The organism is Bradyrhizobium sp. CER78 (genome assembly GCF_029846235.1).
Classification (GTDB): Bacteria; Pseudomonadota; Alphaproteobacteria; order Rhizobiales; family Xanthobacteraceae; genus Bradyrhizobium.
Window position 1 is genome coordinate 368,810 of the sequence record NZ_JARVWP010000002.1, and the last position, 16,431, is coordinate 385,240.

Sequence of the window (16,431 nt, forward strand, 5' to 3'; positions counted from 1 at the left end):
GTAGCCGGATGACCGGGCAAGGGAGGATGATCAGCGGTATAGCTGACACGGCAGATCGCAAATTTGCACGAATGACCGGTACGCTGGGATAAATGCGCCGTGAAGAGGATGCACTTCGCCGGCTCAGAAACTCTATGGCCTCTTCGGCTTCATATTGAGGATTTCAGCCATCCGGCAGAGCTCGGGAAACGTACGCGCCTCCATCTTTCGCATCAGGTGGGTGCGATGCACCTTCACTGTACCCTCCGCGAGGCCGATATCGTTGGCAATCTGTTTGTTCAGGCGACCCGCCACGATATGGAGCATGATCTCACGCTCGCGCGGGCTTAGCATGTCGAAACGCGCCTTGAGCATGGCAAATGCTCTTTCACTCTCTTGACGGGTGCGATCGCGAGCGAGGCCGTTCTCGACCGCGTCAAGAAGATCCTGATCACGGAACGGTTTTGTAAGGAACTCGATTGCACCCCCCTTCATCGCTTGCACGCTCATCGGCACGTCGGCATGAGCTGTGATGAAGATGATCGGCACTTGCCGGTTCGCAGCTGCAAGGTCGCGCTGAAGATCAAGACCGCTTCGCCCTGGCATGCGCACGTCGAGGACCAGGCAAGTGGGGCCCTCCGGTGGATCAGCCCTAAGAAAATCAGGAACAGACGAAAATTGACGGGTCTGCAAGCCGACCGCCTCCAACAGCAGCGCGACCGACGCGCGAAACTCAGGATCGTCATCGATAACCATGACGCTGGGATCTGCGTTACCCATTCCCGGTATCCCGCATTTAGGGGGAGCGCATTCTTCCCGCAAACGACGGTATTCTAGGCACAATCCATCGAGATGAAAAGTATCTGTTGCCTAACTAAGCGGATGGGCCAAGTCCCTATGCACATCGCTTAGGGGCGCAGGTATTGCATTGCTGGGAAATGTCGCCGACAGTGAGCTTCATGCAGCAAGGTATTGCTGCCGATGATATGTGCAGCGAGGACTGTGCATGGAAGCCGCGATGTTGAACCGTGCACTGATTTCCATCGTCGATGATGATCAAACATTTCGTGAATCAATGTATCAACTCGTGATGTCGTTGGGCTATACTGTCGAAGCGTTTCCGTCAGCAGCCGATTTCCTCGCATCGCGTCTCCTGCGGGAAACCGCCTGCTTGGTCACCGACGTTCAAATGCCTGGCATGACTGGAGTTGAGCTGCACAGACACTTGGTCGACGCTGGATACGCGATTCCGACGATCCTCGTTACTGCATACCCCGATGAAGCCATCAGGGATCAGGCCCTAAGGGACGGGGTTGTTTGTTTTCTCAGCAAGCCAGTGGACGACAAGCATCTCGATCGATGCCTGCGCTCTGCGCTGCAGCCCGGTACGCCGATTGATGACAAGTCATGAATCCTCTTCGGCGCCGGGCAACGTGAACTGGAATGCAGCGCCGCGCGGCTGATTCGCTTCCGCCCATAGTTTGCCCCCATGAGCATCGATGATGGAGCGGCATATCGACAATCCCATGCCTGTTCCACTGGATTTCGTTGTGTAGAAGGTATCGAAGACCCGATCGAGATTCGCCGGATCAATGCCAGGCCCGGAATCGCGGACAGCCACGAGGGCGCCTGTCTGATCTTGCTCGGTGCTGATCACCAGCTCTCGTGCCCCCTCCTCAACCGAGCCCATGGCTTCGGCCGCATTCAGGGCAAGGTTCAGCAGGACTTGTTGCAGTTGAACGCGATCGCCCCAAATAGGGACCAGCCCATCCATAAGGTGGGTCTGGACAACGATTCTGTTCTTAGCGATTGTGCTTTGCATCATCACGATCACCTCGTCGATCGCTTCATTGAGGTCAAAGCGCTCTTTTCGCGGGGGTGCTTTCTTGATTTGATCACGCACCCGTCCGACGATATCCTTAGCTCGGTCGGCGTCGCTGACAACTCGACCGAACGCGACCTTGGCCTTATCCAGATTTGGCGGGCTCCTTTCCAAAAAAAGCATCCCGGCACGAGCGTTGTTGCGGGCGGTTGCGATCGGATGCAGAATTTCGTGAGACAGCGAAGCAGCCAATTCTCCCATCATGCTCACGCGGTTCATGTGGGCGAAATCCGATTGCATCTGCTGCAACCGCGCCAACGCTTGTGTGCGGTCGTCGATGTCCGTTAGCAGACAGTACCAACGCACGGTACGCCCGGACTCGTCGCGAATTGGGGCGCCGCGATTTTCAAACCACCGATACTCGCCGTCAAAGCGCCTCAGGCGTAGTTCGTGATGGAAGGGAGTACCGGCGGCGAGTGACGTCTCATAAGATTCAAGGACACGGGGAAGGTCTTCAGGATGTACTGCATCGCCTGTCGCCCAGTTCTTCAGCTCTTCGACGGTTCGACCGAAATACTCGGTGAGTGGGCTATTGACGGATTCGAGTTCGCCGCTCGGAGACATGATCGCAACGAGTCCGGCTATCCCGTCAATGGCTGCTCGAAACTTCACTTCACTCGCCCGTAAGGCTTGCTCCGTACGCTTGCGTTGCGTCACATCGACTGTACAGGTCACCGCCTCCAAAAACGCGCCCCCGGAAGAAAACAGCTGACGGCTGGCTAGCTCAACGTATTTTATTGTTCCATCAGGAAGTAAGATTCTGAACTCGAAGATTGCGAAGTCCGTTTTCTGGCGCACTACTTCTTGAATTTTATCGCTCACTCCGTCTCGATCGTCCGGGTGGATGCGTTGAAGCGTATCGTCACGGCTTGGAAGGCCTTGCTGCGGATCAAACCCCCAGATTCGGTAACTCTCGTCAGACCAATAAATATACGTGTTAGTTATCGCATTATAGACCCGAGTTCCGCTATGGCTTAGACTTTCTGCTTGCCTTAGCCAGGCCTCGGTGCGGCGCAACCGATCCTCGGCACGCTTGCGCTCTGTTAAATCGAGCACGAACGCAACACTCTTGCCACCTCCTTCCTTGAACAACGCGGCGCCAACAAGCGCGGGAACGCGGCTTCCGTCTTTCCGAACATACTCTTTCTCGAAGGGCCGAACTATCCCGGTTGAGTTCAGTTCAGCCTGAATCAATTTGTCGCGCTCGCGACATTCGGGCGGTGACAGCTCGGTCCAGCGCACGCGCGAAACCAAGTCCTCATGGCCATATCCTACGAGATGTAGAAACGCGTCATTGGCTTCAAGAAAACGGCCTTCGCTGTCGGCAATAGCGATCCCAATGATGTTGGCGTCGACCAAACACCGAATCTGCCCTTCCCGATCTGCGACGTCGCGATAAAGTCGCGAATATTCGAGCGAGATCGCCGCCTGTGACGCAAGTACCTTCAACAAAGCAACGCGATCGGGCGTAAAGACTCTTGGTGTCAGATCGTTCTCCAGATAGAGAACGCCTGTGAGCCTTCCCTGGTTGATAAGCGGCAAGCAGAGAATAGAACGGGGATGCCCCGTTGCGATGTAGGGATCGGAAGAAAATGGATTGTGAGTTGACGCATCGTCGAGAATTGCGATTTCCTTGGTCCGAATTCCGTAACGAACGAGCGACTCTGGTAGCGCCACTGAAGGCGGAACACTCCCATGCAGATGCACAGTTACGTTATCTTGGCTCGCGGTGGCCTCCGCTTGTACCATCAACTCGTCGCCCTGCGCCGTGATCAAGAGGCCGCGCCCGGCGCCGGCGTGCTCGAGAGCTGTCCGCATGAGTTTGTCGATGAGTTTGTCCAGAACCATTTCGCCTGACAAAGTCTGCGATATATCGATCATCATCTTGAGATCGAGATGCTCAACTGGCTCTTCGATTGTGCCCATTGAACCCGGCGCACGATGCTCCTGCTTAAGCCAAGGATTGAGCTGATCGAGTTGTGTTACCTTCCCGTCCGCGCCCCAGCGAAGGTAGCAATCGCGGGCGTTCCGCAGATATAGATGCGCGATCTGTCCGAAGCCTTGAATGGTGTAAAAGCGCGCCGCCAGCTCTCTGGCGAGCGCTTCATTGTGGACAAAGCCGCTTGTCTGCGCCGAACGAATGGCCTGTTCGTAGAGGTTCATTGCAGCGAAGGCGCGGCCATCTATGCGGGCAATCTCCGCGCCGACCAACGCCGCTCGGTCTGCGAAGTTTTCGGGACAGGCCGCGGCCCAGCTCGCAAGCTTGCGGTGATGGAGATTCAAGGCGTCCAGTGCCGATGCCCGCTGTCCGGTAGATGTCGCGTCACAGAAGGCCGCGTACGACAAGGCGCTGTAGAAGTGATAGTCGGCCGTCTCCATGATGGTGAGAGACAGACTTAAAAGCGGCTGCGCCCTCGATGCGGCGTCAACCGCTGCCGCGTAGTCTCCAGCCATAAAGCGAGCTTGCAGTTTGCAGATCCAATACAGGCATTGGCCGGCCGTCGCATCCGACGCTTTGGCGAAATCGCGCTCATTTCGCTGCTCATCAAACTGCTCATGATCCAAGGAACCGAATCGTACCGTCTTGCCGCGCAACATTCGTACTACTGCGATTGCCGCATTGAGGAATTCAAAGCCTTGCTGTACTTCGCGAGACCTTGCCCTGTCGCCTTCCCGTTCGATGTCGGCAAGCGGATCACCGACCGTAAGAAGATTGAGCACCCGTAGATGGAAGCAGATGCCCGCATACACGAGGTCACCGGCTTTCTGCGCCGCGTCGAATGCGCGGTCCATCAGTTCGCAGCACGTTCTGATATGCTTCCTCCAAGGCATGACCATATTACCGAAGTTCAGGTACACGCCCGCCCGGAAACGCCACAGAGCACGCTCTTCGACGAGCTCATAAGCGAGTTGTCCGACGCGATATGATCGCTCGTACTCACCAAAATGTAGCCCGACGATCATACCAAACCGGGCATACGCGACCGCGGACGCGTCGCTGTTGCCGCGATCCAACGTAAGGCGGAGCATTTCGCAGACCGCGAGCGTGTAGAGGTTGAAGTCGGTGTATTGCGCTGGGGAAGAGAGGCGATTCAAGGCGTCCAGCAAGACGAGGGACGCCGGGTCGCTCATCACAGGAAGCGCCTTCAGTTCCTCGGTCGTGCGTCGATCGAGCTCCGACCAGACTCGCCGATAGGCTGCGCGCGCCTCCTCACCGGTTGGATGCGGCGACCAGTTGATTCCTAGGTAGCTCAGGTACTCGAGACCGACAGCGATCGCGCGGCGGGGTTGATTGAGCCTGATGTAAAGGTCGATGCCGAGGCGCGCCACCGCCGCTCGATCAGCCACATTCGTGACGCGCGCAGATAATGCCGTCCAGTGGCTTTCCGCGTCCGAGAGCGCGCCGGTCAACAGTTCGCATTCCGCGCGATGAAAATCGAGCGTGAAGATAAGCTCCCAACGACGCTCCCAGCAATCTTCTGCCAATAGACTTCGACCTGCGACGAAATAACTGAGCGCCGAAACGTACGCAGTAGATGAGTTGGCGCGCAGGCCTGCCGCCAGGTTAAATTCTGCGGCTCGTTCGCGTTCATCAATCGATTCAATCAAATGAACTGCTCGGTTGAGCTGATTGACGATTTCGAAGGTCGCTTCGTCTCCCTTCTTCGGAGATGCCCGCGCCGCAAGCAGCCGTCCTATTCGAAGATGCGTCTCGCCGCGCAGCCGCTCCGGGATCAGCGCATAGGCGGCCTCTTGGACGCGATCATGGACGAACCGGTAAGCACCTCCCGCGCGCTCAACCATTTCTTGATGGCGCGCCGGCCACAGAACCGTATCGAGCTGCTCCTCCGACATCCCAAGTATCATCGAAAGGACCGTGCTCTCGGCAATGTTGCCGAGACAAGCCATCTGTTGCAACGCATTTTGCGTCGCGACCGGAAGCCGGGCCAGCTTCCCCACCATGAGATCAACGACATTGTCGGTGTAGCCCTTGGCGTGAATGCGGTCGATATCCCAGGACCAGCGCGCGCCATCATGATCGAATGCCAGTAAGCCTTCTTCGACGAGCGACGACAGGAATTGAATGGCGAAGAACGGATTGCCATCGGTCTTGATATGCAACAGCTTCGCAAGTGGCGCGGCGCGCTCCGGCGCACAGCGAAGAGCGTCCGCAACCAATTTCCCAACATGCTCTTGGTCGAGCCGCGGGAGCTTGATCTCGACGACCTTTCCGTTAGCGGCCTTGATGGCGCCGAGCTTTTTCATTAGCGGATGGGTTGGAGCGACTTCGTTGTCGCGATAGGCGCCGACCAGCATGAGATACCGAATGTCCGAGCGCACAAGGTCTTCCAACAGATCAAGGGTCGCCGCGTCGAGCCACTGCAGGTCGTCGAGGATGAGCGCGAGCGGTTGGTTCGCGCGGGCAAATACGCTTATGAAGCGACGAAATACGAGCTGAAATCGGCGTTGTGCCTGCTGTGGAGGCAGCTCGGGGACCGATGGCTGGTCTCCGATGATTAGCTTCAGTTCAGGTATGAGATCGGTCATGAGGCGCCCATCCGATCCCAGCGCCTCTAGAAGCGCGTGGCGCCAACTTGCCAATTCCATATCGCTCTTGCTGAGGAGGGGCCGAATGAGGCCTTGGAAGGCCTGCACCAGTGTCGCGTAAGGGATATCGCGCTTGTACTGGTCGAACTTCCCGAACGCGAACAAACCGCGTGGCTGCACGAGCACTTTGTGCAGTTCATCGACGACGGAGGACTTACCGATACCGGAATATCCCGAAACCAGCACCAATTCCGGGACACCGGTTTTGGTGATGCGGTCGAAGCAGGATAGCAACGTCGTGATCTCGCGATCTCGCCCGTACAGCTTTTCGGGGATCAACAGTTGGCTTGGCGTGTCTTGCGAGCCGATCGGGAAGTCATCGATGCGGCGACGCTCTTCCCATTGGACCAAGCAGCGTCGAAGATCGCGCTCGACACCGCCAGCGGTCTGGTAACGATCCTCCGGCGTCTTGGCGAGCAGCTTCATAACGATCGCCGAGACTTGCGCTGGAACACTCTCGAGCCGCTTCCCTGGCGGGACAGGCTTTCTGGCAATATGGCAGTGCACCCACTCCATCGGATCGGCGGCCGTTAGGGGGAGAACTCCTGTGAGCATTTGGTACAAAGTGATGCCGAGGGCGTAGAGATCGCTGCGGGCGTCGATCGACCGGTTCATCCGCCCGGTTTGCTCGGGCGCCATGTAGGCGAGCGTGCCGGCGATGGTCTCGGGTGGCTCGGGGGCCTGCCGCTCGCGCGACAAGCGCGATGCAATGCCAAACCCGGTGAGTCGCACGCGTCCATCCGAACAATTCACCACGACATTAGCTGGCTTGATATCCTTGTGGATGAGTCCGCGCTGATGAAGCTTTCCCAGAGCTGAGGAGACCCCGATAGCCAGCGTCAAGAACGGCCCTACCTCCATCGCTCCACCGAGCAAATGGTCGAGCGGCTCGCCGCCCTGATCATTGAGCACCAGCACGGTCCGGCCGGCGTCGCGCATGAGTGCGAGCGGCTGGGCCGCCCATGCCCTGTCGAGCTCATCTTTCAGCTCGTATTCGTGCGTGAGGCGATCGAGTGTTGAGGGGGACGGGTGGTCCGCGGCAGGGGCAACAAGCAGCACGGCGCGCCGATTTCCATTATCGTCCAGCCGCCAGCCACGGCTGAACACGCGCTCGCCGTCCTCCCATAGCACCTGAGAGCTATCGTCCGAGTACCCGATATTCGGCGATTGCTGCACCATTTGTCAGACTCCGGCACCCGGGCGCCGACTTGAAGTCCGCTGATTAAGCTCCTCGCGCGCCGCGCGCTCGGTCTTGGGTACGGTCGAGCGCGTCACGGCATGAAATCATATACCTAATCCAAGGTCTGTCAGGAGGGCTGGAGCGTGGCAGCTCGTGGCAAGGCGCGACGGAAGTGACGCCATACTAAGCGCGCCGTAGTCAGCGCCGGCACCTTCCCGATAAACAGCTGTTTCCGTTACCGCTTTGCGCGGCCGGAACCTATCTGAAGGTCAACGGCGGACGGCTCTGTGCGAGCGCCTCTGGGGCTACACCGACGAGTTCCCGGTCCGTAGAAAGGCCTGCGGGACTTTCTCGACGCAATTTTAGTGTGACGGAGAGAGAGGGAGTCAAACCCACGAATTTCGATCAATCCGGTCGAACAGCTGAGACTGCACTTAAGCAGTCGCTCGCACCCACCCTCGGAAGTTCAGATCCTGCACATGCGCCACAAGCATGCGCACGTTGGCTTTCGCAAGATTTTTCTTGATCTCCCGGTGCACACGTCGTGCACACGCCGCCTTCTAACCGATTGAAAAGCTTGAACTCTCGTTCCAATCCATCATCGGAAAGACTGCGCTAGCTAGGGCAAAGGGTTGGCCTAATACGTCTTCAACAAGGTGGTCATCCCAAAGCAAAAGGTCCGGTCAACGGAAAATGATCCCTATGTTCATATCCGACCTCACTGGCTCACAACGATCCTTGGCTCTTTCAGCTCTCCCACAATGCTTCAAGCATTCGTTAGCTTCACTGGAGTGACAAGCGGCTTTGAACGTAGAGTGGCGACCGAAAGCACGCTGCTGGTTGGCTGCGCGAGACCGCGATGTGGCCGTAGCTATCGACGTGGCAAGCCGATTACGAGAGAACACATGGCGATTTTGGGTGAGCCCCGCCAGAAACGGAACCTGATCCCACTGAAAAAGGCATTGGAGCGCGGCGGCTTTGGCCGAACCAAGGCCTACGAGTTGATCAACGAAGGGAAAATCATCGCCTACAAAATGGGCGGCCAGACCATGGTCGATGCCGATTCCATCGACGCTTACCATATGAGCCTTCCTCGCATTGAACCGGGTACATGAAGACAGGCCTAGTTTAGCTGGTTGTGAAGCCTTCTCGGATTGCCTCGACCGGCACAATCTTTTTTGGATCGGCAAAGCCATCGATCCGGTCGGCCCAATGCTGCATCAGCTTCGTGCGCGAGCCGATCAGTGCGAGGGGGCCATGCCGTTTGTAGGTCGCCTTGACCGAATTGCTTTCGAGATGTGCCAATTGCAGCTCGATGACGTCGCTGTCCCATGCCTTGGTTTCCTCGATCTCCTCATGGTGGCAAAGGGTCGAGAAAGTCGTGCGGAAACCATGTGCGCAATGCTCGACCTTGGTATCAATGCCGAGCGCGCGCAGCCGCTGACATAGCGTTCTGCTCGACAGTGGCGCATCCTGGGCACAAGCGAACACGTAGCGCCGATTGCCTGTGATCTGTTGCACGCGCCGCAGGATCGCGAGAGTTTGGCGTGACAGCGGCACGACGTGGTCCCATCCGGTCTTCATCTTCGTCGCGGGGATGGTCCAGCGCTTGGCATCCCAGTCGACTTCGGTCCATTCCATGTCGTTGATCATGCCGGGACGAGGGACGGTCAACGCATCGACCCGCAGGGCATCACCGACCACGTCGCCAAATCTGGCCTTTTGCCATAGCGGCATGATCAGGCTGAAGAGGCGAACGATGTCCTGGGGTTCAGTGACGCCCGGGCGCGGGGTTGAGACGTTGACACTGAGTTGCTTCTTGCAGGCGCGGAACGGATTATAGCCGTCGCCTTCGAGGTCGGCGTAGTCGCAGACCTGCTCGCCGATACTGTGGACCCGGTCACGGGTCTCCAACCTCCCCTCGGCCTGCATCGTCCGAAAGAAGGCGAGCACGTCGGGACGCTTGATGTCCGGCCGGTGGAGATTGCCGAAACGATTCTTCAGGTAGCCAGACCACCTTTCAAGCAGCGCAATGGTTTGCGGACTACGCACGGTGACAAGCCGGCCACGCTTGATCTTCTCGGTCTTCTTCTCCGCGAGCCATTCGTCGATCCACACGCCGAACGGCCGCTCGGCCGCCTGGCGATGGCGCTCGAATTGCTTCTCGATCGAGGGATCGACCGGCCGGTTCTGTGTGAGCAGGCCCTTTGCGGCGTCACGTTTCTGGCGTGCCGTAGCGAGCGAGACGGTGCCGTCGCTGCCATTGCCGTAGGGCCCAATGGAATAGGTCTTCTGCCTGCCGTGAAAACGATAGGCCATCCGCCAGAGCTTGGAGCCCGCTTTGCCGGTTCTGCTCGGGTCCGGCGTGATCAACAGATAGAGACCGCCGCCGGTCGCGTCGGAAATCTTGGTCGCTCGCCACGCACCGTTCTGAAACTTCGGCCCGGCGGCGCGGCAGTCGACGTCGGTCCTGATCTGCCCGGGATTGGCGCACTCGCCTTTGTTGCGTGCCATCTGCTCTGTTCTCTTCGTTCGGAATATCGTAATTTTACCGAGAACGTTTGTTCTTCCGATACCAACAAAAATACCAACAAATCGGTCGGCTGGAGGCGGCGAAGAACAAACAGGGACGGACACCGATGTACGCAGAAGCATCTGTTTTTCAAGGGGTTTTGCCAGCCAAACGAACGGCGTCGAACACCTTCGAACAGGCTAATTTTTTACGCCTGAGGTAATGGATATCGGCTACGACGAAGCCCTGGAAGGTGCGGCCCAGCAGGCCGCCCTTCGCCGGCTGGCGGGCGACAAGCCGCTGGCGCTCCGGTCGAGCACCCTTGAATTTCAACTCGCTCTCGTCCGCGCCGGCGGCGGGGTAGCCGCACTGCCCGACTTCATCGCGGCGAGCGATCCAGTCCTCGTCCGAGCGCGGCGGGAAAAGATCGCACAACGCGATGTGTGGTTGGTTTTCCATACCGATCTGAAACGCTCCGCCCCGGTTCGAACGGTAGCGACCAGCCTGCGAGAGTTCTTGCGGGCGAAGCTTGCGATGGCCCCTGGTTGACGCGTCAAACAAGGCGATTGATGAGCTTCCACTACGCCCGGAGCAGATTTCCGCCGCAGGTTCGATCAGCGCATTTATTTCGGTCCACCCCAACAGGCCTACTGTGCCACGGCGCTGCGCTCAAACGGCTTGTTCTCGGCGATGAACCTTGCGGCCAATACCAAGGCCCCCATCGAAAAATCCTTTCCGTGCGCGGCAACCATTCGCTCGGAGAGTTCTGCCAATTCCTTGAAGAACTGATCCTTGCTTTCGGCCTCGTTCAGCGATTCAGCAACTGCCATGGCTTCTCCCCTCGTGATTGCAGCAATGCGCCCGGTTATTTGAATATATGCGCCGGAAACGTCACGATCGCCGCCTCGCCTTCGGCGGTCCCGAACGCGAGATGCTGGCCATCCTTCGACCATCGCAGGCTCTGGACGGCGCCTCCCCCGGCCGGCTTGACGAGCAGCTCGTCGGACGTTCCCACCTTCGCCACAACGACCCGTCCGTCGGCATATCCCGCAGCGACCAGGGTCCGCTCGGGATGCAATTCGGCGGCCTCGACAAGAACGAACCCTGCCCGGCCAGTGCTCACACTGGCCGGCTTCTCACGATCGTCGCCGAGGCTGGAGACATCCCATACAACCATACGATAGGCCCCGCTTGTAACAAGGAGGCGTGAGTCCGCGCTCCACGAAAGCGAAGCCACGCTTGCGGGATAACTGAAAATCCGGACCACCCATGCATCGGCCAAGCGAACCAACGCAATCTCCTTCTTTGCGATGGAAACCGCCAACCAGCCACCATCAGGGCTCCACGCCAAATTGGCAATCGGCCCTAACTCGAATGACTGGGCCGGATCGGGTCGTGCCCCGAAAGCTCGAACAAGCAACCGACCGTCCGCCGCGATCGCAAAGCGTCTGCTATCCGGCGATACCGCCATTGCCGATGCGTTGCCTCCGGAGCGTTGCTGGAGCCAACCGACATCACCATTGGAATCGTAGAACACAATCGAACCACCCGACGCCGATAGAATCCCCCCGGCCGGCACGCTGGCAACAAGATCGATCGAAGAGCCTTGGCTGGCGAAGAGCTCCGTCACACCGGACGCCGAAACCCGCAGCAGACGCCCCCCATCGCTGGCGACAAAGCCGGAGGTCCCGAGGGGTGCGAGATGGGGCTGAACATCGCCGACAACCACCCTGGACAGCGGCAACACCGGCTTCCGTCGGGGCATGATCGTCGACCGGCCCTCATCCAGCGCCGTACGGCAGCGATCTTGTGGAGGTTCCGTGTCAATCAACGGTGCAATCGTTATCCCGCCATCGGCGAGTGCGAACGCGACTGCCTCTCCAGCGGCGTCTAACGCAATGTCTGCGACCGGCGCTCCCACCGTCCAATGCCGTCCAAGGAGTTCGTAGAGCGTTGCGGTCTGTGCTTCCATCGTGTTCATCGATCGCCTCACATTCCGACCGGTTTACCTGGCAGCCGCAATCTGGCGGTCCAGCTCTTCGAGCCGGCGCTCAAGCTCGGCACAATGGGCATCGCCCGCTGCCATTTCGGTGCTTTCTCGTTGCAGGCGGTCGCGGGCATCCGCAAGTGATCCTGCAAGCGTATCCGAGATTCCGGCCGTCCCGATCTCCTTCTCGATCCGCTGTATTTCAACTTCAATTCCTCCCCTGCGCTGACGATGGAGGAGATTGCGCGACTGCACTGATGCGATCTCCTGCACGACCTGCAACCGTTGGTTCAGCACGTCCACTAGCGTTTGGGCCGCCGTATTCATGCGCCTGCCTCAAGCTGGCATAAGATCCGTTGCAGTCCCCCGACACCTGAAACGAAGTGCCGTTGCGCATGATCGATGTGCGATTGCAACGAATCCCACAGATCAACCCTGAGCATTCGCAACGGATCACCTGCCATCGTCTCAAACGCCTGCAGGCCGAACTGATGTTGCAACCCGATCCCATTGAGAACGAACTCCGTCAGCTCACGCGCATGCGTATCGACAAACGGCCGCAACAGCGGATGTGCGCCGTAGCGGACGCCGCGCTTCGCCAGTTCATTCTCGATAAACATGACGAAATGCCGAAGCAGCAGATCGTGGCTTTCGCCGACCAGGTGCACGATGAAGGTGATGTCCCGGTCCGCGCGAGCAAGAATTCTCGTGGCAAGCTCTGCCGCCGCGACGGGCTCATTTCCTGCTTCCGGATCATCCCGGCCAGTCGACATAGGCATTCCCATCCTCAGGACCGCGAGCGGTACTGGTGCAGCTTCCGATACAATGTTGCGCGGGACAGACCGAGCTTATCGGCGGCAGCCGCAATGTTGCCGCCGGCGTTTGCAACCGCTCGTTCGATGGCACGCCGCTCGACCTCGTCGAAGCGCGCAACATCTTCGTCAGGCACCGTTGGTCCACGATCTGTCGGCAGGGACACCGGAGGCGATTGGGCAGCCATCTCCACGAAATCTTCGGGCAGGTCTCTTGGGGTGACGATGCCGGTGAGCGTCATCAAGACAAGGTGCTCGATCAAATTGCGCAGTTCCCGAACGTTGCCTGGCCAGGAATGGTGTCGCAGCAATTGAATCGTATCCGCCTCGAAACGCAGCGGCTGGGTATTGTACGTTGTCGCAAAATGTTGATTGAAATGATCGATCAATATCTCAACATCGCCCACGCGGTCGCGGAGAGGTGGAATGGTGATCTTGACGACACCAATCCGGAAATACAGGTCCTTTCGGAACCGCCCCTCCGCGACCTCCTGTTTCAGATTCCGATTGGTCGACGCGACGAGCCTGACGTCCACCGGACGAGGCTTGCTGTCGCCAAGCCGGTACACGGCCCGTTCCTCGAGCACCCGAAGCAGATAGGGCTGGAAGTCCAGCGGCATCTCGCCAATCTCGTCAAGGCTGAGCACGCCGCCGTGAGCGAACTCGAACCGTCCGGGCTTTCCCTCGCGCGTGGCGCCGGTAAAGGCACCGGGGGCATGGCCGAATAACTCGCCACCGAGAAGCTCCTTGGAGACCGCACCGCAGTTGAACGCAACGAAGGGTTCCTTGCCGGTCTTCTGCCCGGCCGCATGAACAAGGCGGGCGAACAGTTCCTTGCCGACACCAGTCTCGCCCTCAAGCAGGATTGCGGACCGTCCGAGCGCAGCGCGTTCGACCTTTTCGATCGCCTGGAGCAAGACTTCACTGCAGCCGGCGATCGCTTCCTTCGCCGCCAACAGCGACGCGGAGGCACTGGGCGACATCCGTGATCCCACCAGATTGACGCGCGGCTTCGACGCGAGCACCAGCATCGCGCCCTTCACGGCCCCATCGATCACCAGCGGCTCAATGCGCTGCTCACGCAGCTCCTCCGGCAGCCCTTTCGCGAGATCTGCAGCCAACACACCTTCACTGCTGGCGATAAGCTGGGTCCCGATGGAAAGGTCCTGCAGGTGCGAAATTCGCCGCAGGCGGACCGACGCCATGTCGTTGTGATGAACGATTCTGCCGAACCGATCGAGAATGACAACGCCATCGGTGTGCGTCGTTCCAGGCATGCGCGAGATGCTCGCTTCAAGAAGCCGCATTCGCTCGATGCGGATCTTTTCGGAGAGCGCCAGCTCAATGTGGTTGGCTGCGACGACCGCCAGGGCCACATTGTGCCGGTGGAAGATCGCCTGAGGTCCAGAGAAATCGACGATGCCGATAATACTGCCGTCGATTGGACTTCGAATAGGACTGCCGACGCAGGTCCAGGCCTTTATGCCTTCGGAAAAGTGCTCCGCGGCGTGGACGTGAACCGGCTTGCCGGTGACCAGAGCTGTACCGATGCCGTTCGTACCGGTTACTGACTCGCTCCAGGCGGCACCGACCTCCAGGCGAATATCGTGTCCGGCATCGATCGTTCGCTGATCGCCACCCACTTCCAGCACGACGCCGTTGTTGTCGGTGATGATCAGCATCGTGGCTGCATCACCAAGCACCGCCGCTACGCGGCGGAAGGTCTCGGCGCTCGAACCAAGCAAATCATCATTCTTCAGGCGCAGTTCGTAGAGCTCATCCGGCGAAGCAACCAGATGACTGCCCTTGCCACGTGCATTGACGCCCGAATCGACGCTGCGATGCCATGAGGCCTCGATGACCCCCCGCACCGGCGCATTCTTGCGCCGGAGGTCTCCGAACGTCAGAAAGTCTTCCCAAGCCCTGTTGGTTTCGCTCTCATCATATGGACGGCCCTGCTCTCCTTCCGTGCCATCCGGAGCTTTGTAGCCTTCCATGGAAAACGGCGGCTTGGCCATGAGCGTTTCCGTGAGCATTGGAGCACCATACGTATGTTGGCAGACAGCACACCCGACGGGCAGAAATGACCTCAGCCAGCCCCGGCCGGGACCGCGATCCCGGCGGGCTCAGATCGCGGACTCATTCGACGGTCTTGGCGATCGCGTTCACGCCGAGGCGCTCTGCGATGATCCGTTCCAGCTGTTCCTCGGCCGCCTCGTCGGGCACACTCAGCCCCTCGAGATCGGCAAGGGGTTTGTAGGCGGCCTCGTCGATCGGCCCGAAGATGCCGTTCTCGCGGGTTGCCAGGGCGAAGTATCGCGAAGGACCATTGCCACGCAGTTCGCCGACAAAATGAAGTTGCCGGCCCGACGCAAGATCAGCGATCACGACGCGTCCATTGAGGCTGATCCGCACATAGGGTTCTGCTTCTTGCGGCAGCGCCGGCGGCGTGGACCAGAGTTTTCCGGACGGCTGGGGCTGCGGAGGCGGCTTGGGATTGCGCAATTCCTGCCAGCGCCCGCCCGTCAGATGATTGGCGACAGCGTCAATCTTGCTGCGGTTTTTTTTGATGAAGTCCTTCGCCGCCACTTGTTCTCGATGCGGACCGTCGCGCTTGGAGATGATGTAGACCACGCGGTTTCCTCCTCCGATCTGTTCCGATGACCGTGGAGGCTTGTTGCAGTCGCCTCCTGTGGCTTACACCGGCACTTCAAGATTGTAGCTTGTTCTCGATTGTTGTCACCGCCCAATCATCCGTTAGCCGCTTGCGCTGTCGCCACGATTTGGCTGGTCACTCCGGCCTTGAAGACATAGCCGGCGAGTGCGGCACCGAAGCAAGGTGCAACGAAATAAAGCCACACCTGCGACAATGCTTCGGAACCTGCGAACAACGCGGGGCCGAGTGAGCGTGCCGGATTGACCGATGCCCCCGACACGGCAATGCCAGCAAGATGAATGGCTACAAGCGTCAGTCCGATCACCAGCCCGGCGTAGGCCGCGGACGCCCCATTTTGCGTCGCACCAAGAATCACCGTCAAAAACAGAAAGGTGGCGGCCGTCTCGAACACGAACGCGGAGAGAACGCCATATTGGCCCCAACCATTCTGGGCAAAGCCATTCGCCGCCACGTCATAGCCCCCGATCTTGCCTTCCGCGATGAGGTACAGCACAGCTGCCGCCGCGATTCCTCCGATAAACTGCGCGATAACATAACCGACGAAATCTCGCAGCGACGCCCGGCCGGCAACGAGCATCCCAAGGCTGACCGCCGGATTGAGATGCGCCCCGGAGATGTGTCCGATCGAATAGGCCATCGCAACCACCGACAGGCCGAACGCGAACGCGACACCAAGTAATCCGACCTCGGTCCGCATGAAGATCACAGTCGCGCATCCGAAGAACACCAGCGCGAACGTTCCAATGAACTCAGCAATATACTTCCGCATAACTCTCCCCCCTCTTCGAAGATGA

The 16,431-nt window shown here is 59.0% G+C and carries 13 protein-coding genes; 2 read left to right on the forward strand and 11 right to left on the reverse strand.

The window, feature by feature from the left end:
• Positions 1 to 132: 132 nt before the first annotated feature.
• A complete protein-coding gene (locus QDT69_RS04800) occupies positions 133 to 759 on the reverse strand; it encodes a response regulator (protein ID WP_163160721.1) in 627 nt (208 codons plus the stop codon).
• 226 nt (positions 760 to 985) lie between these two features.
• Between QDT69_RS04800 and QDT69_RS04805 the strand changes: the two genes are divergently transcribed.
• Entirely contained in the window at positions 986 to 1,390 is a 405-nt protein-coding gene (locus QDT69_RS04805; protein WP_279705485.1) for a response regulator, read from the forward strand.
• Here QDT69_RS04805 and QDT69_RS04810 read toward each other — a convergent pair.
• Positions 1,385 to 7,648 (reverse strand): AAA family ATPase, encoded by a 6,264-nt coding sequence (locus QDT69_RS04810; protein WP_279705486.1) that lies wholly within the window; start codon positions 7,646 to 7,648, stop codon positions 1,385 to 1,387. The genes QDT69_RS04805 and QDT69_RS04810 overlap by 6 nt on opposite strands.
• Before the next feature lie 906 nt (positions 7,649 to 8,554).
• Between QDT69_RS04810 and QDT69_RS04815 the strand changes: the two genes are divergently transcribed.
• Positions 8,555 to 8,764: a helix-turn-helix domain-containing protein gene (locus tag QDT69_RS04815; protein WP_279705487.1), complete on the forward strand. Its 210-nt coding sequence runs from the start codon at positions 8,555 to 8,557 to the stop codon at positions 8,762 to 8,764.
• Between the two features lie 13 nt (positions 8,765 to 8,777).
• On the opposite strand, the gene QDT69_RS04820 is transcribed toward QDT69_RS04815, so the two are convergent.
• From QDT69_RS04820 to QDT69_RS04860, 9 genes are all read right to left on the reverse strand, one after another.
• Positions 8,778 to 10,304: an integrase arm-type DNA-binding domain-containing protein gene (locus QDT69_RS04820; protein ID WP_279705488.1), complete on the reverse strand. Its 1,527-nt coding sequence runs from the start codon at positions 10,302 to 10,304 to the stop codon at positions 8,778 to 8,780.
• Between the two features lie 7 nt (positions 10,305 to 10,311).
• Positions 10,312 to 10,803, reverse strand: coding sequence for a hypothetical protein (locus QDT69_RS04825; protein WP_279705489.1), 492 nt, complete (start codon positions 10,801 to 10,803; stop codon positions 10,312 to 10,314).
• 5 nt (positions 10,804 to 10,808) lie between these two features.
• Positions 10,809 to 10,991 (reverse strand): hypothetical protein, encoded by a 183-nt coding sequence (locus QDT69_RS04830; protein WP_279705490.1) that lies wholly within the window; start codon positions 10,989 to 10,991, stop codon positions 10,809 to 10,811.
• A 35-nt stretch (positions 10,992 to 11,026) separates the two neighbouring features.
• Entirely contained in the window at positions 11,027 to 12,142 is a 1,116-nt protein-coding gene (locus QDT69_RS04835) for a WD40 repeat domain-containing protein (RefSeq protein ID WP_279705491.1), read from the reverse strand.
• A gap of 24 nt (positions 12,143 to 12,166) precedes the next feature.
• Entirely contained in the window at positions 12,167 to 12,475 is a 309-nt protein-coding gene (locus tag QDT69_RS04840) for a hypothetical protein (protein WP_279705492.1), read from the reverse strand.
• Positions 12,472 to 12,927 (reverse strand): hypothetical protein, encoded by a 456-nt coding sequence (locus QDT69_RS04845; protein WP_279705493.1) that lies wholly within the window; start codon positions 12,925 to 12,927, stop codon positions 12,472 to 12,474. The genes QDT69_RS04840 and QDT69_RS04845 overlap by 4 nt, the downstream gene beginning before the upstream one ends.
• An 8-nt stretch (positions 12,928 to 12,935) precedes the next feature.
• On the reverse strand, positions 12,936 to 14,978 hold the full coding sequence (locus QDT69_RS04850) for a sigma-54-dependent Fis family transcriptional regulator (protein WP_279705494.1): 2,043 nt from the start codon (positions 14,976 to 14,978) through the stop codon (positions 12,936 to 12,938).
• 121 nt (positions 14,979 to 15,099) lie between these two features.
• On the reverse strand, positions 15,100 to 15,594 hold the full coding sequence (locus QDT69_RS04855; RefSeq protein ID WP_279705495.1) for a hypothetical protein: 495 nt from the start codon (positions 15,592 to 15,594) through the stop codon (positions 15,100 to 15,102).
• A 116-nt stretch (positions 15,595 to 15,710) separates the two neighbouring features.
• The gene (locus QDT69_RS04860) at positions 15,711 to 16,406 is read right to left on the reverse strand and encodes an MIP family channel protein (protein WP_279705496.1); all 696 of its coding nucleotides are present in this window, start codon (positions 16,404 to 16,406) and stop codon (positions 15,711 to 15,713) included.
• Between the last annotated feature and the right edge of the window lie 25 nt (positions 16,407 to 16,431).

Coding starts and splice junctions, on each gene's coding strand:
- QDT69_RS04840 (WP_279705492.1), bottom strand. CDS start 12,475: ATGAATACGGCGGCCCAAACGCTAGTGGACGTGCTGAACCAACGGTTG.
- QDT69_RS04830 (WP_279705490.1), bottom strand. CDS start 10,991: ATGGCAGTTGCTGAATCGCTGAACGAGGCCGAAAGCAAGGATCAGTTC.
- QDT69_RS04860 (WP_279705496.1), bottom strand. CDS start 16,406: ATGCGGAAGTATATTGCTGAGTTCATTGGAACGTTCGCGCTGGTGTTC.
- QDT69_RS04850 (WP_279705494.1), bottom strand. CDS start 14,978: ATGGCCAAGCCGCCGTTTTCCATGGAAGGCTACAAAGCTCCGGATGGC.
- QDT69_RS04810 (WP_279705486.1), bottom strand. CDS start 7,648: ATGGTGCAGCAATCGCCGAATATCGGGTACTCGGACGATAGCTCTCAG.
- QDT69_RS04815 (WP_279705487.1), top strand. CDS start 8,555: ATGGCGATTTTGGGTGAGCCCCGCCAGAAACGGAACCTGATCCCACTG.
- QDT69_RS04800 (WP_163160721.1), bottom strand. CDS start 759: ATGGGTAACGCAGATCCCAGCGTCATGGTTATCGATGACGATCCTGAG.
- QDT69_RS04820 (WP_279705488.1), bottom strand. CDS start 10,304: ATGCTTCTGCGTACATCGGTGTCCGTCCCTGTTTGTTCTTCGCCGCCT.
- QDT69_RS04845 (WP_279705493.1), bottom strand. CDS start 12,927: ATGCCTATGTCGACTGGCCGGGATGATCCGGAAGCAGGAAATGAGCCC.
- QDT69_RS04835 (WP_279705491.1), bottom strand. CDS start 12,142: ATGAACACGATGGAAGCACAGACCGCAACGCTCTACGAACTCCTTGGA.
- QDT69_RS04805 (WP_279705485.1), top strand. CDS start 986: ATGGAAGCCGCGATGTTGAACCGTGCACTGATTTCCATCGTCGATGAT.